Source organism: Spirosoma migulaei, assembly GCF_054776855.1.
In genome coordinates this window covers 169,424-193,771 of the sequence record NZ_BAAHBG010000004.1, presented here as the reverse complement: position 1 = coordinate 193,771, position 24,348 = coordinate 169,424, and the positions used below count along the sequence as shown (strand labels likewise).

The following is a 24,348-nucleotide window of genomic DNA, read 5'->3' as shown; positions in this document are numbered from 1 at the left end:
ACGCGAATGCAAGATTACACAAAATTTGAAATCCTAATTGAATCGCTTAGGCAATCGCTCAATCACTGTCAGTACGAAAATTTAGGCATGCCTTTCAATAAAGACCTTCAGTTTGCCTTCGGTGCAAATTGGTATGGCGCAATGACTGACTTTTGGAAAGAGTTTAAAGGATCACTACCCTTTCTTCCCAAAGAAGAACAGAAGTTATATTGTAATGAAGTGTACTATAAAATTGCTTGGTATGGCATATTGTTCGGTCATCTAAAAGCTGATTACGAGCGCAAATTACTAGGCAATAGTCGCTCTAAGCTATCAGTAGAAACGTATAACGTTGTTTTAGCATACAGTACAGCTATTCTTGATTATTCGCGGATAATACGTGAAGAAGCTAAACTTCGTGGAGTCGCTTTATTATTACCCGATGAATTAACTATAGAAAGCTACAAACCTGGCGGTACGTTTATCCAATCAAATACTTTGGATGCTGAGTACTCGAAAAAAGAGTGTGAACGCCAAGTCGCTACAACTTCTACATCTTCAACATTTATTTCAACTACGGAAGGCACGTTGAGAAAGGGAAAACAAGAAGCACACGATCAACCATACGAGTCCTTTGTTGACCTATTTATTAATTCCGCAGACATTGAGCCTTGTTTACAGGCATTACGTAACTATAGGCCGGATAAACCTATTTTAGGTGAGGGGTTAACCTGGACTGGGAGTATAAAAGATAAAGGTTTGATTGTTGCTTGGATTGAGCGTCTAGAAACAATGGAGCCTAAAAAAATTAAACGGATTTCAAATCGAAAGCAATTGGTTGTACTTCTAAACACTTATTTTGAAGACCTTGAAATGGGTAGGGATGCCAGTGTTTTTAATAAAGTTGTAGACCCCTCTTTTCAAGATGCCTTTAAGGCATTGTTGCCTAAATGATACGAATCGTGCGAATGGTACATTTGTGCATAATTCGCACCTGTAAGTGTAGCTGACCGGCCAAATTGCACCATGTTAAATGCTAAACAACGCTAAACATGGAAATGGTATTAATGCCAGCCGATCAGTTACGAACAATGATGATTGAAGCGGCAAGTATTGCCCTTAAGTACAACACTCCCAAAGTTACTACGGTCACTGAAGTCGATGAACTACTAACCCCTGAAGAAACAGCGAAACTCTTAAAGGTTTCAAAAGTGACCGTTTGGGACTGGGAAAAACGCGGTATCCTCAGCGCCCGACGTATAGGCAACCAAGTTCGATATTTACGAAGTGAAGTACTGGCATCTGCCAAGCCAAAGAAAGGAGGTGTGCAAGCATGAGCCAACTACCTGCTTTCCGCGAACTCCAAAACTTTATTGGTGAACAGACTGCCCGAAAACCTCGCAAAAAAGCGCCAAAGCTAGAGACTGCAAACGAGCTGACTCGGCGAATAGTGGCCCATTTTCAAAATTACGGCCACTTCGCTACCCGATTACAATCAACGGGTACATATCGCGACGATTTAAAAAAGTTTGTCCCAAGTCAGCAGCGCGCCGGATTACCTGATGTATTAGCCGTAGTCAATTCAAACGCCGTATTCGTAGAAGTTAAGGCCGGGAAAGATTGTTTGTCTGAAGTGCAAAATTCAGCCATTAACGACCTAGAAAATGCCGGGGCTAAAGTTTACGTTGCCCATACGTTTGAAGGCTTTCGAAAGTGGTTTAGAACTCAATTTCGTGACTTGTCTTGCTAATGATCTATAGTGATTCGTTGGCCTTGCTGTGGCCTCTTTGGCTCTGCTACCGTTCCGTTGGCACGTCGGTACCCCACAAAAAAAGGCGTTCCGCCGAACGCCCTTAACTCTCTGAAATAATGTCTGTTGAACACGACAAAGATACGTTATCGGTATCAAATATAATAGCCGAAGTTACCAATGATGCCCGTACACTTAAACACTCCGCGTTTGTAGGTCAACCCCACGAACAACTAATGGTTAAGTTGTTAGAGCAAGTGCAGAAAGTTGACTTTCGGACATTGGCCAAGATTGAACCTGGTGATGAGAATGCGAAATTGAAAGTGAGCGATTATCACGTACTTGTTTCGCAACAAGTTCTAAAGTTGGCAACCGATAATCAATGGAATATTTGCCGACGACATGACTTTTTTTACCTCTATAACGGCTCGTTCTGGCAAGTGGTTGATGAAAACGACCTACGCCGGTTTCTAGGGGTGGCTGCCGAAAAAATGGGGGTTGCCTGGCTGAAAGCCCGGTCGGTTGATTTTACCAAGAAACAGTTTGAGCAGTTTTCTGAAACGGCGTATATGCCTGCTCCGGTAGCCGACGAGCATACTGTTAAGATTAATCTACAAAATGGCACATTCATAATTAGACCAGATTGCCAGCTTCTACGCGCCCCCGATGCCGCTGACTTTCTAACACATCAATTACCTTTCGCCTATGACCCGGATGCAATCGCGCCACTGTTTCAAACATTCTTAGACCGTGTGCAACCCGATACCGACTGTCAAAAGCTGTTAGCTGAATATTTGGGGTACGTCTTCATCAATCCGGCCCGGCTGAAACTAGAAAAAGCAATGCTCCTCTATGGCTCAGGGGCGAACGGCAAGAGCGTAGTGTTTGAGATTGTTATGGGGTTGTTAGGTAAGCAAAACGTTAGTAACTATTCGCTTGAGAAGCTAACCACTGAACCAGCCTACCGCGCACAGATTCAAAACAAACTGTTGAACTACGCGTCTGAAATCAGCGGCAATCTGGAATCGACTTCGTTCAAGGCGTTAGTTTCCGGTGAACCTGTTGAAGCTCGATTGCTTTACGGTCAGGCTTTCACGATGACCAACTATGCCAAGTTGTTGGCCAATACAAACGAGTTACCCAATTCGCCCGAACATACTAACGCTTACTTTCGTCGGTTCCTGATTGTACCGTTCAACGTAACTATTCCTGAAGCCGAACAAGACAAGACATTGGCTGATAAAATCATTCAATCGGAGCTATCAGGGGTTTTTAATTGGGTATTGGCCGGATTACGTCGGTTGTTGGAGCAAGGCAACTTTACCCCTTGTGAAGCCGTACAGCAACAGTTGGAAATCTACAAAAAACAGTCAGACAGCGTACGGCTATTTCTAGACGAAAGTGAGTATAGCCCCGATAATGACCGTTACATTTTGCTGAAAGAATTGTACCGCGATTACCGGGGGTATTGTCAAGAATCGGGTATGACTCCCGTCAAGAAGCCCAACTTTCAAAAGCGGCTCAATAGCATTGGTATTCTAACTGGCCGACGCAATATTGGTAATGTGGTCTTTGTGCATCGGACTGATACACCCTATTAAAAAAATAAACTCTTTTTCAGAGAGTCACTTTTTACACTTTTTTCACCAACCCATGCCTACTAATTCTTGTAAGCGTGAAAAAAGTGTAAAAAGTGAAGGCTCAAAACAAAAGACTTTTTTTATGCCGACACAAATCAAGTCCTACCGCTATCAACTGCCGAAGAAAGCAATCAAATCAGATTGTCCGCAGTGTGGCCCAAAGTATCGAAAGACTTTAAGCCGTTATGTCGATTCACAAACCGGGGAAACCTTACCCGAACAGTACGGCCGTTGCGACCGGGAAAGTAATTGTGGCTATAATCTTAGTCCGTATACAAAAGGGCAATCCGGCAAAAGTTATGCGGATGACATGAACCAATTAAGCAGTATACCCCGTGAATGGTTTAAGCTGGCGGCTACTTGGAAACAACTTTCTATAAAGCAGGAATCTATTGTTAATAAGTTGATTCAAGAGGTAGGCGCAACCATAGAGCAAGCTGAACAAATAAAAAATTATCTTTTTTCTCAGCCTTCACTTTCTACACTTTTTTCACCAACCCCTATTTATTCGTTCCCGGATGAGGTAGTCAATCCGTCGTTAGGGCATTACGACCAAAACCAGTTCGCCCGGTTACTTGTCCGCCAATTCGGTCAAACCAAAGCGAACGAATTGTTCAAACAGTTTCGGATTGGTACGTCTACTCATTGGCTGGGTTCGTGTGTATTCTGGCTAACGGATGAACAGCAACGGGTTCGAGCCGGGCAAATTGTCCTGTTTGCTGAAAACTGGCACAAAGCCCGGTATACCGATCAGGAAGGCAATCAAAAGGTTTGTATCAGCTCAATAAGCCACAGCCTAGTACGGTGGTATAACCAACGAAAAGAAACGCTCCCTGATTGGTTGATTAACTACCATGACAACGCCCCTCGTTGGCCGGTACTGTTTGGACTTCACCAACTAGCAAACGCGCCCATAGATCAACCCGTAGCGATTGTAGAAGCGCCCAAAACAGCGGTTGTCTGTTCGGCCTTAATGCCGGGTTTTATTTGGTTGGCAGTTGGTGCTTTATCCTACCTCAATGCTGAGCGATTGGCACCCCTCCGTAATCGTGCTGTGATGTTATTTCCTGATTTGTCAAAAGACGGAAAAGCATTTGCACAATGGGGCAAAGTAGCCGACGAGATGAACGCTAAAGGCTACCAGATTAGCCTATCGAATTTACTGGAGCTACGGGCTTCTGACAAACAAAAAGCCCAGGGGTTAGACCTGGCTGATTTTCTATTGCAACAGCCGCCAAAACCGGATTTGCCCAATAACCGAATGGCATTTCCATTGGCCCCGCTATCATTCGATGCTAACGAGCAATTGGAACGTATTCGGTGGTGTGTACTGCCAATTGATGGAATTGACTAATCTAGTTCTTCAAATTAATCAACCCGAAAATCATGGCTTATATCAATCTAAAATTAATCGGCGAATTAGTCGAGGAAGCCTCAACCAATTATGGTATGCTACAAAGCACAGGTTATCGTGCCGATAAGACCGATCCGCTCCCTGACGATACGTTTGTAACGATTGTTAAAACCCATTGGCAAGCTGAAAATTTGCTTGAAAAATTGACTTGCCTCCATCAGGTTTGTAGCGACTTCTCAACCGGCAACTTCGATTTCTATATCGTTGCATTCAATCAGTTGAAAGAAAGTGGAGATATAGAAGGAGAATTCGATCCATTTGAAGAACTGGAAATTTGCTTTGGTGGTCAGAGTGTAGACGACTTGCCCCGCCAAATCGAACAGTACCTTGAGCTACTATGTTTTTCTCGTTCGTTTGCTTCTATCCAACAGCAAAAGCGAGCCGCTAACCGGCATCTATATCGCAAACTTCCCCTGTATTATCCGACGAAAAACGAAGCCGGTGAAACTGTGATGATCAAGACAAGCGATTTACCAGAATCGTTTTGCCATCAGCAAGCCGTAAACCGGGAAATTACAGAGGTGGAAATAGAACACTGCTTGGACAGGTATAATGAGTTTTACACGCATGCTACGGGGTTACTGAGTGCGTTTCCTGACGGCGATATACAAGGTTGTGCCGAAGCTATTCTAAGCCTGTTTAGTTTGCCCAAATAGCTAATAAATCCGGGTCTAGTTATGACTTTACTCAACACAACAAACGCCAAACTCTGCGAATATCTGCTCGATAATTCACCGGTCTTGATCTTCTGGAACGAAGCGACCAACGAGATACTAATTGAACTAACCAGCTTAGCGCTATATCTGGGCTATCAATCGGTTGAGGAAATGATGAGCGATACCCAAGTACTTGACATTATTAACGATCAGTTAAACGAGTTCGGAGAAAGCCCGTTTCGGCGGCTGTAATCCTCTAATTCCCCTCTAAAATAGAGACACCTATGCAATTCGAAAAAGGGCGTGAAAAGACCGGGGGCCGCAAACCCGGCAGTACAAATAAAGCAACGACCGACATAAAAACGAAGATTGCGGTTCTGATTGACGAACAGTTTGATGCTATTAAAGGCGACTTGGAAACGCTTGACCCGAAAGAGCGCGTAACGGCTTACCTGAAGTTTTTAGAGTACGTTTTGCCCAAGCAACGGGAACAAAAAATTGATTTTGCTTCGCTTTCGGAAGAACAGATAGATGAACTGCTAGAAAAAGCCCTCAACAAACTAGGCTAAACCATGAATCGAACCCAAAAGAGGGCCATTTTAGCCCAACTGCTACAGGGTAATCTAGCCAGGCTACAAGCGCTAAAACAGGAGCGGGACGAACAACCAATTATGTTTAGCGTTGACATGCCACCTAAGGGCTGGATTGGTAATCCTAATGATGAACGCGCCGTCAAAGTTTATTATCAACTAGGCGACAAAGAAGTAGTTGAATATTTGACCTATGCGCAAATGCGAGAAAAAACGAAGGGGGTAATTTGTATCCTACCCCATAATCAAAGGTCTGGACATTTGGTAAAAATGTTCGCTACAATTCCCCCGCTTATCGAAGAGTAAATTAACCAAGCCAAACGTAAACGGAACGAATCCATGAAACGAGCCGAAAAGATTGCCGCCTTGACCCACGCGCTACAGGGTAACGTGGCTAAGTTAAATAGCCTAAAACGGGATCAACTCCAAAAGGTGTTTTTGTTTATCGTTGACGAGGTTCCTAAAGGCTGGTTCGGTAGCCCGGATACGAATGATACGCCAGTAAAGGCAACTTATAATTTGAAGAATGGAACACGGGTAACAGAATACCTAACCTACGCCCAAATGAAAACTATGGCGAAAGGCGCGGTGCTAACTATCCTACCTGACAACCACCGACGAAGCAAACCTGAATAAGGACCAAGCTAAAGCAATAATCAACTCTAGTGCCCTAATACCGCTTCTTACTATTGGCCCGTAAGGCGACAAGTCAACTTCACTTTTCTTTATTGGGCTATATATGCCATTTCCCCGCTTAGAATTTCGCCTAACTACTTCTGTAGTATCTCAGGGTGTTTATACGCCCGTAACCGTTGTTATCGAAGAACCGGTAAAATGGTCTGACGTTCGCATAACCGCCGAACGCGACCCTGATTTTCACGGCTTCAACTACGAATATTCAGACGGCAAAGTACAACTAGATTTTACGTGTGAGTCAGCCGCTAACCTGCTATCGGCTCAGTATTACACCTACGGCAATGACGCGGTTGTAAAATTCCTGATAGTCGATATTGCCGCCGATGGTTCCGAAACGGTACGCTATAGCGGTAAGATTGATTTTAACGACGTTGATATACAACCGGGCCGGGTTAGTGCCGATGTTATACGCGACGACTTGCACGAAAAAATAAACGCCCGTTGGGATACGCCGGTATCTATGACCGTCGCTAAAACGCTGGATAATTCAGCCATTACCCCGCCGTTGCCTATCGAAATAAGCTTACCGGGTCAGGCCGTTACGGATTCAGGCTATTTTAAACGAATTGGCCCCTTTTATGATGAATCGTCTTTCGAAAACCCAGATTTCACCGGACATTATACCTTATTTCCAAATCTAGTCAACCCCAACGGACAACCTAACCAGCCAACCGGCGCGGTTGACCCCATCACTAACCAGCCCGTTGCGGCCCCGCCCGAATTAAGCAGTTTAAGCAATAGTAGCGGACAGATACTTATTCCAAATGGTACAGTTATGAGCGGCACGGGCGTAGATATACCGTTCTTAGACGGCTACGCAGATAGTAACTATCATTTAAAAACGATTTGGCTATTTCGACTAAATATTATTGCCTACAAAAAAGCCTTACAGATTGGCGGGGCTAAATTCCTGATATGGGATATAAACCCACTATTAACGATTGTTCGCCCAAACCAAGCCCCCGAAATAATCGCCTTAGCGGCCCGGCAGCAAGGTCAAGACGCTGTAAATGAAATAGGGGAGCGAACCTTTAGTTGCCAGTACAATGGCGATTTCTACGCGCCTAAGGGGACTAAAATTTACCTCAACGCTCAAATTCGCGCTATTGTCAACGCCCGGAAAATTATCTTTCTGGTAACGACTCTGCAAGCTCAGGTTGAGATTGAGCGCATATCTAGGGCCGTTGATTCAACTGGTTACGCCTTTATGTTGCCCGATGCGTTAAAACACGTTTTCGGCGTTGTCAGCAATGCACTATCGGGCGGTACTGGCAATATTTCCGGCTCCCTGATTTCTAAAGCGTCGGTTACTCAGGCACAGGACGGATACGGTACAGAGTACGCCGTTTCTTCGGGTTATCAACTCCGAAACCTCAACACCAAAGCGCCAACCTTCACCCTAAAACAGCTACTCGGTACGCTGTCGGCTCAACACGTTGCCGGTATGTTATACCAGACCGATAGCGACGGCAACCACTCGGTACGGGTAGAAGATGGCCGTTGGTTTTACCGGGGCGGGCGAATTATGATTTTGGACGAAGTGCCGACCGACGACCCAACTATTTTCAACTACTCCGAAAAGCCCAATAAGGATTTATTGATTAATCAGGTTATTGTCGGTTACGAAAAATACCCCGAAACCGGCCCCGGCGCTCTGTTAGAGTTCAATACCGAACGAACCTATCAAACCCCGATTATTACCAATAATCAACCCAAAGAAATAAAATGTCCGTTGATTGCGGCCGGTTCCGCAATTGAGGAAGCCCGGCGTTTGGGTATACCCCAATACGACGCAACCGGCAAACCGATTGATCGAACGACCGAAGGCGGCACGTATGACAACGACGCGTTTTTGTTACACGTAGCGCCTAAAAGCTTTTCCGGGGGCATTACGTTTGCGGTTATTCCGTTCTTCGGATTTCCCTACAAGGAAGGCCAACCGGCCGCAAAAACAATACAGTTACCCGATAGCGCCGAACCGCTAAAAGTTGGCGACACGATTATATTTTCAGGAACGGGAACGCCAAACGACGGCGTAGAATACCTGATAGGGTACGTAACCGTTAGCGACCTAAACAAGCTTATCTATAGCGTTTCCAATCTATTGCCGATGGTTCCGGGGGCGTTTTTTGGTAGTTGGACGCTCAAAAATCAACCGGTCAGGATTCGCACGAACGAACGGCTTACCGTTTACGGCGTAACCGACCCGGCCACTACCTACAATCTCGAACTTAGCCCGGCGCGAATGCTTCGCCGTTGGGCTTGGTGGCTCAATTCCGGTCTTCGCTACAAAAAGCCAACCGAAGAACTTAGATGTACAGACTACAAGGGCAATCGGGATATGCAAAGCCGGGTAAAAGACGGCTACGTATTGCCCGGCGATACGGCTAAACAGGTTGTCTACGAAACCGGAGACATTGCGTTAGGCGAATATGAATATTTTGAAAAACTCTTTTCACCGGAAGTAATACCCGCTAGAGTTTACATGACCCCGGAACAGGCAGACGAAACCCTACTAGCCTTACGCAACTTACACGCCGACGAAAATTTAAATATGGGTTATCTGACGATCAGAAACCCGGACGGTACGTTAGTTGATGGATTTCCGTTTAAAATCGACTACAATCCGACGAGTGGAATAGCGGAACTGCTTTTGTGGAAAAAAAATGCAGATTTACCGGCCGGGGGGCCGTCGTGCGTAGACTATGCAAACTGGGTATATCAACAATTTATCAATAATCCGGGCGCTAACCCCGATTTATACCGCTTTTGCACCTTTGGTTCATTCAAACCGGTATAGGTAAGTAATTGTAGCTTCTATTTTGCCCGCATAGTACTTCTTAACGTACTATGCGGGTTTAGTCTTTTGATACAAACCTCCGCTGTCAACGGTCCAGCAATTAGGCCGCAATCATGAAGCTTACCAAGTTCGACAGTTGGCCGGGGCAATTAACGGAATACTATCCTAGCAAATGCCATTGGTGAAGCGAATGAAAAGTTACCTTTTACAAGCCACACATTTGACGGCAAGGGCTATACCTTTGCTATTATAGATGAGGTTAAGCATCAGGTTTTGAAAGACCCCAATAATAGTTTTAGTTTTTAACGCAGGTAAATGGTAGTATCAATAACAAAGCGTCCCGACTACGATAGTCGGGACGCTTTGCTTAGTTGTATTTCAATATTGCTACCTCCCTCTCTAGTTTACTACCGTTAACTCATGTGGCGAATCCTTTTTTGGATGTCTTGACCATAATTCATTATTTACCTCGCTCAATTAGCCAAATCGGTACGGCGAGGATTCAGTCACTCCATTTTGTATACCTCAAATGCTGTTACTATTTTTCAATTTTTAATGGGGATCAATTGTTTCTGCCTTATCACCTAAACACACAAAGTAATCATGATTGCCGACTATTTACAGCGATACATAAACGTTCTAAAATGGGATATTGACCAAATTGTAGCAGTAGCGAATAAGGCTCAAGCAGCCTATGATGCTAAATATGGCAATAATAGCCTCACTCCCGTTACTCCCACCACCTTTCCTATAGCCTCCCCTGGTAGCACTCCAGTAACCCAGTCTATGGCCACGCCCGCTGCAATGCCTCAGACAACTAGACCCCCAAGTATGCCTTCAGTTGCTCAACCAACTAATGCAGATTTATTCCACAATCGGCACGAACCCGAGTTTGCTCGTTGTACTGTCCCATTGGCAATGGTATTGACCTCAGCAGTAGAGTTTTTTGGTGCATTACTACATACTTCTGACTTATGGAATAATGGCAATAAATTTGATACAGCAATTAAGAAATTCTTTGCCTATGCTAATGTAACCCCAGCGCTAACGCAGAATCAAGTGGATTTATTTAGGGCTATTTATAGGAATGGCTTTATGCATGGCTTTTTTCCACAGGGAGCAGAGGTTGCAATTAATTATGATTCAAGCTTTGAAGTTAATCCCAATTTATTTTTTAAGGATAAGGGTGATGTGGTATTAAACGTAAATAAACTTAGACAAGTGGTTGATGCCGTATTTGCTAAAATAATTAACGACACATCTGTTCATCAAAACATTTCAGATAGACTGACAGAATATAATACTTATGTCGAGGGTAAAACTCGCGCACTAGTAGATGAGTTTAAGGCATCTACTTAATATGAGATACAGCAACTAGTAAGCTAAAAACTCTATTAAGCAATAAAAAACAGCTTTTCCAAAAGCATTATTAATAGGGAACAACTGTAACTTACTCATGTCTTGATATAATTTTACCAGGAATATGAGGATTAAATTCAAAGAAGCTATTCTCTGGTTCGGTCTCCCAGATCATCAAGGAACCTTGTACACTTTTCAGGGATTTTAAGTGAAGTAAACTATAATCGTTATTGTTGCTAATATCTTGTACCTGATAAACATATACAGAGGTCATCAGCAAGTTTTTGTCTCTGAAGGCCTTTGTAAGCATAATATTGTATCCTTTTAGTTTACCAGCTACACTCGGGTAAATGATTCCATCCAGCTTTGAGTGAGTTTCTACTCCTATCATAGTTAAATCAAGGTAGGCTTTAGTTACCGCACTCGTAAACCAATATAGGTTATGGTAATTTTCGGCCTCTTTTACAAATAGATTACCCACGTAAGCATCTAATTCTTTAATCTCTGGCCGAGTGTCGGGCTTGAATACAACATCCTGTAGAAGAGTTCGCCTAAATAAATCATCTTCCTCTAAATTATCTAAAAGGTGTTGGGCTCCAAGAATAACACAGTAAAGCCCTATCCTTTTTGATTCGTCTTTATGTGCCCACCTTGAAAGGGCTATGTAGTCGCCAATTTTGGGCCGCACTTCAAAAATCGGAATCGCATTGTCATTGGAGCAGTAAAAAACCTGTTCGCCTGTCTGATTGCATCGACCAAAGGATATTGCTGAGGTAGGTGGGTAGTCGAATTTACTAAGGCCATCAAACCAGGCCTCATCCGTGTGTTTAGTTGCTCGTATAACTCGGTCGACGTTAACGATAATGGGGTGTTTTGCATACTTTACTGACCGAAAGACGGATTTTACGCGCCGTTCGATCTCATGGCAGTTCATTGCAGCATGCGCTAAAACGTCACGAATTCTATCTAACTGCTGTGTGATTGATAACTGGCTATCCATTAATCGTTTACTCTTATATTAGATTTATATGTTAACCAGTAACTAACTGTTTAACATATTCTTTAGCTTCGTTAAGTTCTGTATCCAAGGTAAAATCCTTCCCTTCTAATACCTCATTAACCCATTTTGGACCTTTGTTACCTACGCTTTTAACGAAACATTCAAGCTCTCCGGCCTCAACTACATGTAGGCCAATTCCTCTTAAATAAGTCACGAGTTTTTCAAAAGCTTGATATTCTTGGCCTCTTGGTATTACAGACTTTCCTGCTTTCTTTAGACTTTCCCAAGGCGAAGCCTTCTTAATAATATTCTGTATTTCTTCTATTTTAGAATTAGTTATAGAATCACTTTTAGGTTCTTCTAGTATTTTGTTAATTTTTTCTTTGACAGATGAAGTAGATAATTCAACGCGCTGTTTTTCAACACTGGCATTAAAGACATCAAATTCTTTCTTTATGTCTTCCCAATCCCCGTTTAAAGCGCTAATTAAATTTTTCAAAACTCTTTCTGAGTTTAATACATCAATATCGGCTGCTACAGATACAGGTACTCCCAGTTTTTTTAACGCTTTGATAACAACATGCATTTTATCCTTGCCACCACAGTGAACAAATAACAAATCTGTGTAGAATTGCGTATCTATATTCTTTGTAGCCAGTTCTTGTAATAGACTGTCGTTCACAGCAGAATAGAATCGACAATCTGCATCGCCTTCACATAATATGACTTTAGAGTGAAATATACCACTTAATATATTCGAATACCTTAATATTGGGTCTTTCCATAACGTTTTTATATCATTATTATCCAAAGTAGATACGTAATTCACATCTCCTCTTCTGTCTAATCTAATTATTTTTACTCGAGAAGAGTTAGCATCCATAAGCCCTTTTAATATGTCCTCACTATGTGTAGCAATTACAATCTGTTTGTCTGCTGGAATTTCTGTGCCTAACATACGCCCTAACATTCTAGCTTGAGGTGGGTGTAAATAAACTTCGGGTTCATCTATCAGAAGTAATGTTTGGATAGAAACAATAGCAGAAAGCATTACGCCCACGAAGCCCTTTATGCCATCACCTTGCATATCAAGAGTAGGTAAACTTATTAGTTTTTTAATATATGTCGAAGAAGTTTTATCTTCTCCACTTTCAATTATTGGCCTTTCACCAACATACAGAGTTACTTTTGGGCCAGGTGATCTATTAACAATAATATCTTTATTAAAAGCTAATCTGAAGTATTTATTAAATATCTCCTCTAGTTTTTCGTTTTCTAACAAGAAATGAATAGGGTGATATGGGCCATCTTGAAATAGTTGTATTGCTTTTGCGGGTAGAGTAACCCACAATCTTCGTGAATTAGTAAGATGGTTGACAAAAAATAATGAAAAAGTATATGGTAGCTTTTTTGAATTACTACTCCAATAGGCAATCATATTTTGAAAATCAATTGGAGTGTCTTGGGTATTGGAGTTTGTCTCATCGTGGACAGTGACAAGTCTAGCATCACCATATTCAGGTTTAGTAAAAGAGTTATCTTGAATAAATTTATGTAAATCCTCTGAAGAACCCGACCTCCCAAACTCAGCATCTTTCACAACTTTATTTTTGTGGAGAGGCAGGTGCTCAAACTTAAAAATATTATTAATTTCTTTAAGAGTAGCACTTTTCCCAGAGTTGTTTGAGCCAACTATTACTAGAATTTGATTTTCTGTTAGGTCAACTTTTGAGCCATCGCTGAATAGTAAACTTTCAATAAATACCTTTGGTGTGTTAGTAGATTCCATTTTTACTTTAGACGTTCTTGAAAGCTTTAATTTAAATACTATATTCCACGCAGTGAATTCTGGCGTCGTTCTTCTTCAGTACCAAATTCTTGTTCATTCAAGGAAATGTTCTCCTCTTTTCGTATTTCCATTAAACTACTCAGATGTCTAGGTAAGGTAAATAGTTTATCGGCTATCTCATGATATTGAACATTTTTAAATATTACGAAATAGTCACTTCGTCGGGTTACTGATTTACTACTTCCAAATACTATTGAAATTTCTAATGGTTGCTCCTCAGTCATCAAATCACTTAATTCCTGACTGGCAATTTCTAAATTAAAAGAAAATTGGGGTGTCAAAATATACGTTATTACCGGCGAATCATCCTTTACAAAGACGGATCCCTTCTGGCCAAAAAAATATATTTTTGAGTCATTTGGTATAAAAACACCTTTACTACTGATTATCTGTATATAAACATCTTTGTCATTTATATTTTTTGACTCATTAAATATAGAAGCTTCAAGCTCAAGCCGTACCCTACTTTGGAAATTTGGATTAGAAATTTCATATTTATAGGATACAATTCGTAAAAAACCTCTTAATTCAGGTTGCTTTATCTGCTTAAAAAGCGCGTCAATTATATAATGAGGAGCGAATTTTGTTTGGCCATCCAGGCGCATATAATAACTATTGTCAAACTGGTGGGGTTTAGCTTCGCTCTCTGGCACATCAATTAGGTATACATATTTCCCTGACTCAACCTCAATTGACTCCACTTTTACAGGAGCCGCAAAGGGTACGATCCGACCTGAAAGCATACGGATGAAATCATCCTTAGAATACAACCGTTCAACGGGCGAAAGGGAACCCACAAACACTTTGTGACCATCACCGTTTTTCGTTCCTATTGGCGCTCCCCAAATTAGCAGACCGCCAGTCGAGTTTAGGAAGCCGCAGATTGTTCTAAGGACACCGCTTTCCTTGTGCTTAATATCGCCCTCCCGCTGGACAAATGATTTAAATTCTAATGTAAGCGTTTCATCCCGTTCAACGCTAAAGTAATCGATAAGGTCTTGCTTTTTTACTTCATTAATGGGTTTACCAAACTGAACTTGCGCGAAGGATGTAGCCATGTTAGTTGTTTTCAATGGCTTAAATATAAGTATTTCAATAGTTTATTGACTGCTTACCTTGCTATTTACCTAAATCTGATTTGACTTATTAGGGCCGGATGCTTGCCTACTATCCCCTTAAACAAATATAAATATTCAAGTGCTTTATTGCCCCTTGGTTTACTTAAGCATCAAAAAAAACATATGGCTACATTAAATAGGTAATCCGGTAAATTTCCTGTGCCAATCGCTCTCTTCATTACCGTTTGTGGGTAATATTGCAATTGAAATAGCTGGAAAGGCTATTTTTAATCCATAATAGGTAATACAAGATGTCCGAATTAAAAAAGTTGATAGGAAGTAAGATCTTAGAGGCTCGAAAAGCGAAAGGATTAACCCAGACGGAGTTAGGGGAACTACTAGGCGTTAGCAAGGTTACGATCAATGGGTATGAAGCGGGGAAACAAAATCTTACCTTAGAAACTCTTGAGAGGATAACAAAAGCATTAGGGGTTAAATTGAGAATAGAATTTTAACCACCCATATATTTTTTATTTAAAAAGTTAGTATATGTATTAACTTTCTATTAGTATTGTACATTCAATCAGTAACAGAATAGGCGATATAGTACCGAACAGGTTGCCTCCTGGACTGTATGGAACGAATTGATTGTCAATAATTAAAGCAAAACCCCGCGCTAAAACTTTGGACGGTCTATAGCAGCGGGGCGATGTGTAACACAAAACCGTAAATTCTATGAACACGGAGCAAAATTACGTGGGTAGGGGGGATAATGCAATCCCGACTCCACAAGCGGCCCAAAAAGCCGTCAATCCTGCCAGTTCGAATTACGAGCGGCTTACTCTTCAACCCTCAACCAAGCTGCAAACACCCTTTCAGACCGCTTTACTGTTTACAGCCGAAATGCAGCACAGTAAACCCGGCTTTGCCGCCTTTGTATGCTATCTGAACGGAAAACAAGTAATCGAGGTAGAACGGCTAAACCCCTTACGGGGTCACAACCCAACGGTTAACCTGAAGCCAGTTTTTGAGCGCTTTCGGTACACACAAGACTTTGACGGTGTAGTTATTAGCACTTGGCATCATTCCGGCTCCGAAGACCCCTATGCTGAAGAGTTTGCTGATGAGGTATACCGGCAATACGATTTGCTGAAGGAGGCCGGTATTAAGCTAGTCGATAACCTTCGGCTTTCGAAAACGGGAGTTTATTCCTACTACGGTCAGCATTACGGCCCCTACAGCGATTCAAATACAGGTAGTGGTTTCGAACAAGGTATTTGCCGCCTATACTAATATGAATGAGCTAGTAGCCGTTACATCTAACGAACAAGGTTTGTTGGTTGTCAATACTGTAGACGTTGCTAAGGGCTTAGGTATAAAGCATAAGAACCTGTTAGATACCATTCGTACCCATCAGAAAGCAATTGAAGGAAATTTCGGAAGGGTCGCGTTTGAAACGGAACCCTTACAAACAGGTGGAGGAACACAAAATAGGTCAGTTGCTTACCTAACCGAAGACCAAGCACTGTTTATTGGTACGCTTAGCCGCAATTCTACCCGCGTAGTAGCTTTTAAAGCGACTTTGGTTCAATCGTTTTCAACCGCCCGTAAATTACTGCACGAAACCGGCCAAGAACAACGTATAGCCAAGCTCGAACGACAGCTTAAGCTAATGATTGAGTCGCAACAGCAAGCCGCCCGCTCATTGTTAGAATTACCCCGTAGTACTGAACTATTACCAGTTGAGACAACCCGGATTAAAGTACAACGATTGGTTAACGGCTATTGCCGGGCTAAAGGCGTCGGCCAACAGGAAGTATGGCGGCTGGTTTACGACCGCCTGTACTACCTCTACCGGGTTAATATTCGGGCGCATAAACGATCAGAACGGGAAAGCTGGTTAGACGTTGCCGACCGTAACGGCCATATGGAGAAGATTTATGCCATCGTGAGCGCCGAACTCAACTACGCTAATGAATAGGCCCGCTACCTTTCGTTGCTGGTTAGCTGCTGTATTTTGGGTTTTGTTAGCCGCTGCCGCTACCCAATGGCAGGTTAATCGGCTCTTTAATGGGCGTAAGTTAAACCGTCATCCGCTACTTGGTCAGACGGTATATAAACTACAAACTAATCGAACTCTAACAGGACAAATCAGCCGTTTTTAAGCTTTAAAAGGTTTAGAGCTTACTAGTTTGCCATTCGGGCCATTGGCGTTGTCAGCGGCCCGAATTTGTTATTGGCAGTCACCTAAGTACAGGAAAATAAGTAGTGTTTGGTACACGCTACTGTTTAGTAGTCGTTAAGGCGGTTAAACTTTTGGCAAAATGGTAGAAGTTCCAAGCAATGAAGAATTTCAGGCGCTCGTAAAACGGGTTGAAAAGGTAGAAGAAGAAAACGCATTTCTATTGTCACTTTTATTCGCCGAGCGCTGGTTAAGCCGACAACAGGCAATGGTTGCGCTTAATTGTAAGGATAACAAATTACGCGAACTGACTTTGGGTAACAAACTAACTTATCGCTATGAAGGTAAACGCCCTTACTACGATGCTTCTTCAATCCGAGATTACCTAACGTATCAAAAAATAGAGAGCAAAGTTGCTGATAGGCGCATAATTTCAGCCCGATACACAAAATGAGTTTCAATATAACTTTTTAGAAAAATGGTACAGGTTGTAGACTATGAAGAGTTTAGTGCATTAAAACGCGTAGTTGAGGAGATAAAAGAAGAATACGAATTCCTTCAATCCCTACTATTGGCTGTACGTTGGATAAGCCGACAACAAGCAATGGGCGCGCTTTGCTGTAAGGGCGATAAATTGCGTATGCTAACACGTACAAATCGGTTAACCTACCGTTACGAAGGTAAAAAGCCTTACTACGATGTTTTTAGTATTCGGGCCTATTTGAACTCACAAAAAATTGACGCTAAAGAGATCAATAAGCGAATAATAAAGGCTCGATTTGGCTCCTAGAAAGTACTTTCTGTAGCCTAACCGTAAACACAAAGCCCTACTATAAATAGCCTAGACTTTGTGTTTACGGTTATTATCGGGCTTATTATTTCTTTTCCAAAAGTTGCTTTACAAGCCGTTCTAATTCATCAATTTTAGCCTGTTGTTGCTGTTTGGTAGCTCGTAGTTCTTTTTCTAGCTCAATGCTATACAAGGTTAGTTCTTCTACCTTTTCAAGCAATTTAGCCTCCATCTTGCTTACATCAACGCCTTGCTTGACAACCTCCCCGGCTGAAAGTACGCCCGGTAAATGCTGATTAGCCTTAATGTACTTTTCAACCTCAGCAAGTGTTTGTAATTGGTAGGTAGGGGCAAAAACTTTATCTGACCAATCCGCTACGCTTTGAACTGAATAGTGGCCATTCTGAGCTAGTAAAACCCGGCCTGTAGCATCAACGGTTAGCACTTTGTCGACCGTAGCTAGTTGCGCCGGACTATTTGCAGTTAATTGACTCAACCGTATACCGGATTCGTTTTCCACTTCGCTATTTATTTCTAGCCGGGCCGTTGGCGCTGAAGTGCCAATGCCGACGTTTGCCTTATTGCCTAGGATAAGCGCGTTACTTATGGATACCGTAGCGCCCGCACCTATCGCCGTAGCATTGGTTATGGGTTTGCTGTTGTCGGCCAATAGAACGCCCGCCTGAGTGCCTAAAAACGTATTCTGAGAGCCTTTATCGTGTTGACCGGTATTGTAGCCGATGTAAACATTATCGTCGGAGTTGACCGAAGTAGGCCCGGCTTTATTGCCTATAATCGTATTGTGGGAGCCAGTTGAAATATTACGGCCTGCATTAACGCCAAAGAAAGTATTGCCTATACCGGTTGTTGTATAAAAGCCAGACTGGTAGCCTACAAAGGTGTTAGAATCAGCTACAGTGTGATAGCCTGATTCGTAACCAATTAAAGTAGTCTTTTGACCTGTTTGATTGGCTAAACCAGCTTTAGAGCCTAGAAAGACATTATTTGATACGGTGTTATTGTAACCTGCGGAGTCGCCTACTGTAACGTTATAGCTACCTTCTTGATTTTTTAGGCCTGCTAGTGGGCCTAGGGTCACATTGTTGTGTCCTGTCGTATTGTTAGAGTTAGTATAAGCTCCAATGTAGACATTTAAATACCCCGTTGTATTGGACAAACCAGCCTCAGGCCCTATAAATGCATTAAAATCGCCCGTTGTATTATAATAACCTGCTTGAGCGCCTAAAAATGTATTAAACCCGCCTATTGTGTTATAACGACCAGCGCCACCCCCCATAAAGACGTTATAAAAACCAGTAGTATTAGAAAGACCAGCATTCATACCAATAAAGGCATTTAAACCTCCAGTTGTATTATTATAGCCCGCTTCATAACCTAGAAAAGTATTATAATTACCTGTAGAGTTAGAGGGTCCTGAAAGGCTACCCATAAAGACATTACCGCTACCTGTTGTATTAGAATGGCCAGCGGCTAAACCAACAAATGTATTGTTATCGCCTTCAGTATTAGAATAACCTGCTTCATGACCTATAAAGGCGTTTCTATAGCCCGTTGTATTAGCATATCCGGCTTGTGATCCTATGAAGGCATTAAAACTACCCGATTTATTGGAATAGCCTGCTTGATAGCCTAAAAAGTCATTATGTATACCTTCTGTATTATTATAGCCTGCTTCAGCTCCTATAAAAGCATTAAAGCCACCTGATTGATTAAAATAGCCAGATTGATATCCTAAAAATGCATTAAATCCACCCGTTGTAAAAAGGCCAGCATCAGGCCCTATTAGTACATTGTAAGCTCCCGGAGTGGAGGAATTGGGCCTAGTAGCTATAAAATTAGTCTGAGCTAACGATTTGTAGCTTATAATAAAATATAGTATATAAATAAACTGCTTCATTGAAGTGTATAATTGCTTTTAAGCGCTAGGAGAGGAAGAAATCCAAATTAGTTGAGCAATTAATATGCCATAGCTTAGAATTATGATTAATCAAATAATACATAGGTTTATCGCCAAAATAAACACGAGTAAATAATTGATTTAACCGTCTAGTAGGGCTTCCACCCCTAAAATTTTACTTCAGATAAGCCGATCTAGCATCTAACTTAAATATAGAGAAATGGTACAAGTCGTAGATTACGAAGAGTTCAGCGTCTTAAAACGCGTAGTTGAAGAACTGAAGGAAGAAAACGAATTCCTAAAATCGTTACTACTAGGTGAACGATGGCTAACACGGAAACAGACGATGGCCGCACTAGGCTGCCAGCACAACAAATTGCGTAAATTGACGCTTGAAAATCGGCTAACTTATCGCTATGAAGGTAAGTATCCGTTTTATGATACTTTCTCTATCCGGGCTTACTTAAACGCCCAAAAGATCGACATGAAAGAGATTGATAAACAAATTATCTCAACCCGGTTTATCCAAAAGTAAAAGTAGTATAAGATTTTAAACAAGCGCATATATATTTAACAGCTTAATGGACATAGTTTTTCAATTTGGTGAATTCATTGGGGAAGATGGCTCTTTTTGGACTGACTTAATTGTCGGCCTTGTCGGGTCGATTGTAGGTGGATTTATAGGCACCGGAGGTGCTATATGGCTTTACTATAGACAAGTAAGAGACCAAAAGACAAAAGAAGATGCTAACCGTAGTCAGATTCAAACAGATAAGCTGAAGTATCTACATAATTTACTTAATTCGATAATTTTAGCAACTGATACAAGCATTGAAGCTATCGTTAAACAATATAAAGCCGTTGAAGCACATCCAACACACTTACCTGGAATGAAAATTGTGGCAGTATATGATTTCAATCGAATTGTAAATGTAATAAACCATGAAGAGCATTATCACGCATATGTAACAAAGCTTAAAGATGAAAATATAACTACAATATTTTCGATAGTGGATTTTTTATTTGGTAGCTTATTGGATTTGGAAAAAAATTTCAACGAAATAGTTCAATACGATTTAGGTAGACGAAAAAATTTTGCTGAATCAGTTCAAGAAATAATTGATTGTATAATTGTAAATCAAAAAAAACTAAAAGATAAAAAAGGCGAAAAGGATATATATTATAATATTTTAAATAATTCTATTTTTAAATATTATGCCTCATTGGAGCCAGATCCATCTAATTTTTTAAATATTAGAGATAGCTTTTTAACCCCTTTTATTGAAGAAACAGTAAGAATAAAAGACTCTGAAGAAATATATCAAGTTACAAGATTGGCAAGTAAATCAAGTAAATTATTGACTCCTATAATATTATCTAATATGCAACATGCAGGCGAGTTAAAAGCGCTTAGCGAAGTTTTAAGTAACGCAAATGATAGACTGAGAAATTACATAAAGCCATTGTCTAGCTTTTCTCGAGACAATTAAAACCTTAAAAAGATTGTAATGAATAAAATTTGATGACCTAAATGTAAGACTGTAATCACGTTCCACGGAACAGTAGAGATGCTAGTTGTAACTTTACCTTATTGCCCTTCAGGCCCCTTGCCTGATTCACTGGCAAAACTATCCTGCTCTTTACACTGAAAGAGCAGGATAGGTAATGCTATCATAAATTGTGGTAGGTTTTACTTCTTTAAAGCAGTAATACAGGATCGGTGAAAAAAGTGAATCTCTAAAGAAAATATTTTTTTCTAGTTAGCTCTTTACCATACTAATATTTAGCATGATACACTTCGTGTGCCGTTGAGGATTCGAACCTCTTTTCCTGCCAGCTTAATAGAGGCGTTATGCTTTCTATTAAGCAAGCAGGCGTCTTACCATTGGACTAAACGGCACTTATTCATCACGCTCAAGAATGAAAAAATGATTTATGAGGTGAGCGTCTACTTTAACTGATAAATGTCTCAAAAAACGAATTAAATCCATAACTTTTTCTAACCCTACATTACCTCCGTTTCCATGACCTATATTATTTCTAATATTTCTCATTATATCAAAGGTATCTTTAAGATCATAGTCAACTAAATCTGCGTGTTTATTGACTTTTTCTGATAAATCCATACCAAAACCAAATTCAAGTAGATCTGGTATTAAAACACTTTTAAACGCATTGCCTGTTACTGTTTCGATAAAGTATTTGAGCCCGTAAGTTGCTAATAGCTCACTTGGATGTCTATAATTTGGATATTCGGCGATTTTGTTAATATATTTCCTGTACCGTTGTTTATTCTTTTTCTTTACAGGTTCTTGGAGCTTCCTCTTGATTTCAATCAATTCATGATTTTGATTATCTAAAAAAATCTTGTGGCGACTGTGAGCAATTGATATAAATGCTTCCTTTCCGCCATGAAACTCTATCAATTCAAAAACCACGTCCTTTATGAAACTTTCAAAAAAACTAAATACGCTTATTAGTGTATATTTGCTTAAACTGTATTTGTAATCTTGGGTTAGGCGCTCAAGTTTAGGGATGTTAACGTCTTCAATAAAATATTCTGGCTTTACAAATGTTTCGTAATTTTTTATTTTTTCGTTATAGCCCTTTATTGATTTTTTAAGATTAGGTATGGCATAGCATATTAACAAAGTGAAATCTAAAATCCTTTGTTGTTCTATTTTAAGCCTTTTAAATGATGCGGTATGTTTTATCATTTTCTTTACTTATGGTAATAATACAATAATACGCTTTCAGTTTGACATTAATATTAAGGTTTATTTTTTTTGTCAATAAGTCGCTTGTCAATTTCTTCCATAAGCCTGAAAATAAAATCAAAATATTCTAAAGCATTATGTTTTGCAAAAGTATCCATTTGTAACGACTGGAAAATTGGAACAGATTTATAATTAATTTCAATTTTTTTTATGTCCGTTGGGTTTGAGAAACTTCCCTGCAAAAGAGTTATCTCCTCTGGTAAATCTTTTAAAATTTTGCTTGGATCGGCATGTGAAAAACCATTCCTCATTAACTCTCTAATTGTATTAAATAAACTATCTTTTTCTACCTCTGTTATTATACCTTCTTTTTTGCATTTTTCGATTGAGTTGCCTAGAGGAATCGAAGTGTACTTTTCATTAGGTGCAAGAAACGTAGAGTTCCAATCCTGAATAGGTTGAGGCCCAATGCCGGTTTCATTATAAATTAAGGCTATTTTTAGCAACCGTTCCAAAAGGTTGTTTGTTAGAGTAATTGAGGCACGATAAAACTCAAAAATAAGACATTTATTAATTTCGAAAACTAAACTTTCTAATTCAGGAAAAACAAAAAAATCACATTCAAAATACTTCGCTTGTATAGGGAAATTTTTGTCTAAGCTTTCTTTAAAAGATTTTTCAAATATTTCTTTTTTCATAACTGTCGAACGTATTTTGTCCTAACATATCTATCCTTTCAATAGCAACATTAATTATAGCCTAGTGTTATAAGCTGCAAGAACTGCTTAAATTTATTAATATCCTACGGGGAAAACACCCTTTTTGATCTCTTCTAAAGCTAACAATGTACTTGAGTATCATTTTTTATGGATTTAAACGTATTTTAAGACCTTGCCTTAGAGGTTACGCAAAAAGTCAATTTCAGAAATGATTTCAAGCGTCGAACCTTTCGCAACTAGCTTGATAGCCTTTTCTTGCTTACTACTCATTCCATCATCGCCAACAACGCGATAATCTTGTTGACCAACTATTAGAAAGTCGGTCTTTGCTGTAACCCCGTCACCTATGATACCACCAATATCTGCTATAAGCTGTTGTGCATTTGCTCGTACCATTGATGAAAGCGCCCCGGTAAATACGACTGATCTACCGTAGAAAATACTTTTAGGGTTATGCTTGGTAATATCTCCGACAATCTGGGTCGGGTTACGGTTTATTTGCTTTGTTTCCGATGGTTTATAACCACCCTCGTATATACGCCCTACAACCGTCCTTAATTTATCTGGAAAGTCGTCTATGCAGCAAACTCCGCTTAGCTCAAACGCCTTTAGGGCAAGCTCCGCTGTAGCCCGGCTATCGGCTGCGGCTCGGTGATGTTGCAAGTCTATGTTATTTGTCCGGCATAGTGTTTTTAGATCATAAGCCGGTAAGCCCAACCATACTTTTTTGGAAAATATATAGCTACAAGAATAGTTTAAAGTTGGATAAGGTATCTTATAGGTATCAAGCGTTTTACGAAGTACGCTAAAATCGAATCCGGCATTATGAGCAATCAAAAATCGGCCATCAATCATTGGCCGAATTTCGCCCCATAGATCGCAGAATTCAGGTGCGTTCTTTACATCCTGCGGCCGTATACCGTGAATAGCAACGTTGAAAAAATCGAAATGCGGATAATAATGCGGTTTAATTAGCCATGATTTCGTTTCGACAATTTGGCTATTTTCGACAAAACTTAACCCAATTTCGCAAGGGCTATCCCGCTGGGCGGTCGCGGTTTCGAAGTCGATAGTTATAAAATCCATAAGGTAGGGTATGACGTGGAAATGACTAAAGCAAACTACCCTCTTCGACTACTATTGACTTATTCGTTAGCCGGTAAAGTTGAGCTATTAAATGCCAGCAATATCAACTTTGGCTTTAATAACCTTTTATATATTCTTCTGCACT

Annotated in this window: 26 protein-coding genes and 1 tRNA gene; 19 read left to right on the top strand and 8 right to left on the bottom strand. The window is 40.7% G+C overall.

All coding sequences use genetic code 11. The annotated features are described in order from the left end of the window. Window positions 1-6: 6 nt before the first annotated feature. The 12 genes from ACYVGO_RS05430 (at window position 7) to ACYVGO_RS05375 (ending at window position 10,884) form a co-directional block, all read left to right on the top strand. The gene (locus ACYVGO_RS05430; protein WP_460968146.1) at window positions 7-933 is read left to right on the top strand and encodes a hypothetical protein; all 927 of its coding nucleotides are present in this window, start codon (window positions 7-9) and stop codon (window positions 931-933) included. A 98-nt stretch (window positions 934-1,031) separates the two neighbouring features. Next, on the top strand, window positions 1,032-1,316 hold the full coding sequence (locus ACYVGO_RS05425) for a helix-turn-helix domain-containing protein (protein ID WP_460968144.1): 285 nt from the start codon (window positions 1,032-1,034) through the stop codon (window positions 1,314-1,316). Further along, window positions 1,313-1,729: a VRR-NUC domain-containing protein gene (locus ACYVGO_RS05420; RefSeq protein ID WP_460968142.1), complete on the top strand. Its 417-nt coding sequence runs from the start codon at window positions 1,313-1,315 to the stop codon at window positions 1,727-1,729. Before ACYVGO_RS05425 ends, ACYVGO_RS05420 begins: the two co-directional genes overlap by 4 nt. 119 nt (window positions 1,730-1,848) lie before the next feature. Further along, entirely contained in the window at window positions 1,849-3,330 is a 1,482-nt protein-coding gene (locus tag ACYVGO_RS05415) for a DNA primase family protein (RefSeq protein WP_460968140.1), read from the top strand. Between the two features lie 121 nt (window positions 3,331-3,451). Then, entirely contained in the window at window positions 3,452-4,723 is a 1,272-nt protein-coding gene (locus tag ACYVGO_RS05410; protein WP_460968138.1) for a DUF6371 domain-containing protein, read from the top strand. A gap of 32 nt (window positions 4,724-4,755) precedes the next feature. Beyond that, window positions 4,756-5,439, top strand: coding sequence for a hypothetical protein (locus ACYVGO_RS05405; protein ID WP_460968136.1), 684 nt, complete (start codon window positions 4,756-4,758; stop codon window positions 5,437-5,439). A 21-nt stretch (window positions 5,440-5,460) separates the two neighbouring features. Then, window positions 5,461-5,691: a hypothetical protein gene (locus ACYVGO_RS05400; RefSeq protein ID WP_460968134.1), complete on the top strand. Its 231-nt coding sequence runs from the start codon at window positions 5,461-5,463 to the stop codon at window positions 5,689-5,691. A gap of 32 nt (window positions 5,692-5,723) precedes the next feature. Further along, window positions 5,724-6,008: a hypothetical protein gene (locus ACYVGO_RS05395; protein ID WP_460968132.1), complete on the top strand. Its 285-nt coding sequence runs from the start codon at window positions 5,724-5,726 to the stop codon at window positions 6,006-6,008. 3 nt (window positions 6,009-6,011) lie between these two features. Then, the gene (locus ACYVGO_RS05390; RefSeq protein WP_460968130.1) at window positions 6,012-6,335 is read left to right on the top strand and encodes a hypothetical protein; all 324 of its coding nucleotides are present in this window, start codon (window positions 6,012-6,014) and stop codon (window positions 6,333-6,335) included. Window positions 6,336-6,368: 33 nt separating this feature from the next. Beyond that, complete coding sequence (locus tag ACYVGO_RS05385) at window positions 6,369-6,665, top strand: hypothetical protein (RefSeq protein WP_460968128.1); 297 nt, start codon at window positions 6,369-6,371, stop codon at window positions 6,663-6,665. A gap of 103 nt (window positions 6,666-6,768) precedes the next feature. Next, window positions 6,769-9,525: a hypothetical protein gene (locus tag ACYVGO_RS05380; RefSeq protein ID WP_460968126.1), complete on the top strand. Its 2,757-nt coding sequence runs from the start codon at window positions 6,769-6,771 to the stop codon at window positions 9,523-9,525. 603 nt (window positions 9,526-10,128) lie between these two features. Next, entirely contained in the window at window positions 10,129-10,884 is a 756-nt protein-coding gene (locus ACYVGO_RS05375) for a hypothetical protein (protein WP_460968124.1), read from the top strand. 91 nt (window positions 10,885-10,975) lie between these two features. On the opposite strand, the gene ACYVGO_RS05370 is transcribed toward ACYVGO_RS05375, so the two are convergent. Genes ACYVGO_RS05370 through ACYVGO_RS05360 form a run of 3 tightly spaced genes read right to left on the bottom strand, consistent with a single transcriptional unit; the run spans window position 10,976 to window position 14,791 of the window. Beyond that, window positions 10,976-11,884 (bottom strand): hypothetical protein, encoded by a 909-nt coding sequence (locus ACYVGO_RS05370; RefSeq protein WP_460968122.1) that lies wholly within the window; start codon window positions 11,882-11,884, stop codon window positions 10,976-10,978. A 31-nt stretch (window positions 11,885-11,915) separates the two neighbouring features. After that, window positions 11,916-13,673 carry an ATP-dependent nuclease gene (locus ACYVGO_RS05365; RefSeq protein WP_460968120.1) on the bottom strand — a complete coding sequence of 586 codons (1,758 nt, stop codon included), beginning with the start codon at window positions 13,671-13,673 and terminating at the stop codon, window positions 11,916-11,918. Between the two features lie 38 nt (window positions 13,674-13,711). Then, the gene (locus ACYVGO_RS05360; protein WP_460968119.1) at window positions 13,712-14,791 is read right to left on the bottom strand and encodes an AlbA family DNA-binding domain-containing protein; all 1,080 of its coding nucleotides are present in this window, start codon (window positions 14,789-14,791) and stop codon (window positions 13,712-13,714) included. Window positions 14,792-15,102: 311 nt separating this feature from the next. Between ACYVGO_RS05360 and ACYVGO_RS05355 the strand changes: the two genes are divergently transcribed. The 5 genes from ACYVGO_RS05355 to ACYVGO_RS05335 all read left to right on the top strand — a co-directional run bounded on the left by ACYVGO_RS05355 (window position 15,103) and on the right by ACYVGO_RS05335 (window position 17,763). Continuing rightward, a complete protein-coding gene (locus tag ACYVGO_RS05355; protein WP_460968117.1) occupies window positions 15,103-15,306 on the top strand; it encodes a helix-turn-helix domain-containing protein in 204 nt (67 codons plus the stop codon). Window positions 15,307-15,526: 220 nt separating this feature from the next. Beyond that, window positions 15,527-16,084 (top strand): hypothetical protein, encoded by a 558-nt coding sequence (locus tag ACYVGO_RS05350; protein ID WP_460968115.1) that lies wholly within the window; start codon window positions 15,527-15,529, stop codon window positions 16,082-16,084. 1 nt (window position 16,085) lies between these two features. Beyond that, window positions 16,086-16,772 carry a Rha family transcriptional regulator gene (locus ACYVGO_RS05345; RefSeq protein ID WP_460968113.1) on the top strand — a complete coding sequence of 229 codons (687 nt, stop codon included), beginning with the start codon at window positions 16,086-16,088 and terminating at the stop codon, window positions 16,770-16,772. 343 nt (window positions 16,773-17,115) lie between these two features. Next, entirely contained in the window at window positions 17,116-17,427 is a 312-nt protein-coding gene (locus ACYVGO_RS05340; RefSeq protein WP_460968111.1) for a hypothetical protein, read from the top strand. A 24-nt stretch (window positions 17,428-17,451) separates the two neighbouring features. Next, window positions 17,452-17,763 carry a hypothetical protein gene (locus tag ACYVGO_RS05335; RefSeq protein ID WP_460968109.1) on the top strand — a complete coding sequence of 104 codons (312 nt, stop codon included), beginning with the start codon at window positions 17,452-17,454 and terminating at the stop codon, window positions 17,761-17,763. 85 nt (window positions 17,764-17,848) lie between these two features. Here ACYVGO_RS05335 and ACYVGO_RS05330 read toward each other — a convergent pair whose 3' ends face one another. Continuing rightward, complete coding sequence (locus ACYVGO_RS05330) at window positions 17,849-19,681, bottom strand: hypothetical protein (RefSeq protein ID WP_460968108.1); 1,833 nt, start codon at window positions 19,679-19,681, stop codon at window positions 17,849-17,851. 220 nt (window positions 19,682-19,901) lie between these two features. Between ACYVGO_RS05330 and ACYVGO_RS05325 the strand changes: the two genes are divergently transcribed. Next, complete coding sequence (locus ACYVGO_RS05325; RefSeq protein ID WP_460968106.1) at window positions 19,902-20,216, top strand: hypothetical protein; 315 nt, start codon at window positions 19,902-19,904, stop codon at window positions 20,214-20,216. Between the two features lie 46 nt (window positions 20,217-20,262). After that, window positions 20,263-21,171, top strand: coding sequence for a GlsB/YeaQ/YmgE family stress response membrane protein (locus ACYVGO_RS05320; RefSeq protein WP_460968104.1), 909 nt, complete (start codon window positions 20,263-20,265; stop codon window positions 21,169-21,171). Window positions 21,172-21,482: 311 nt separating this feature from the next. On the opposite strand, the gene ACYVGO_RS05315 is transcribed toward ACYVGO_RS05320, so the two are convergent. From ACYVGO_RS05315 to ACYVGO_RS05300, 4 genes are all read right to left on the bottom strand, one after another. Beyond that, window positions 21,483-21,582, bottom strand: a tRNA-OTHER gene (locus ACYVGO_RS05315). After that, the gene (locus ACYVGO_RS05310; protein WP_460968102.1) at window positions 21,583-22,398 is read right to left on the bottom strand and encodes a HEPN domain-containing protein; all 816 of its coding nucleotides are present in this window, start codon (window positions 22,396-22,398) and stop codon (window positions 21,583-21,585) included. It lies immediately after the preceding tRNA gene. Between the two features lie 53 nt (window positions 22,399-22,451). Continuing rightward, complete coding sequence (locus tag ACYVGO_RS05305; RefSeq protein ID WP_460968100.1) at window positions 22,452-23,096, bottom strand: hypothetical protein; 645 nt, start codon at window positions 23,094-23,096, stop codon at window positions 22,452-22,454. 198 nt (window positions 23,097-23,294) lie between these two features. Continuing rightward, on the bottom strand, window positions 23,295-24,203 hold the full coding sequence (locus tag ACYVGO_RS05300; protein ID WP_460968098.1) for an exonuclease domain-containing protein: 909 nt from the start codon (window positions 24,201-24,203) through the stop codon (window positions 23,295-23,297). Window positions 24,204-24,348: the final 145 nt, after the last annotated feature.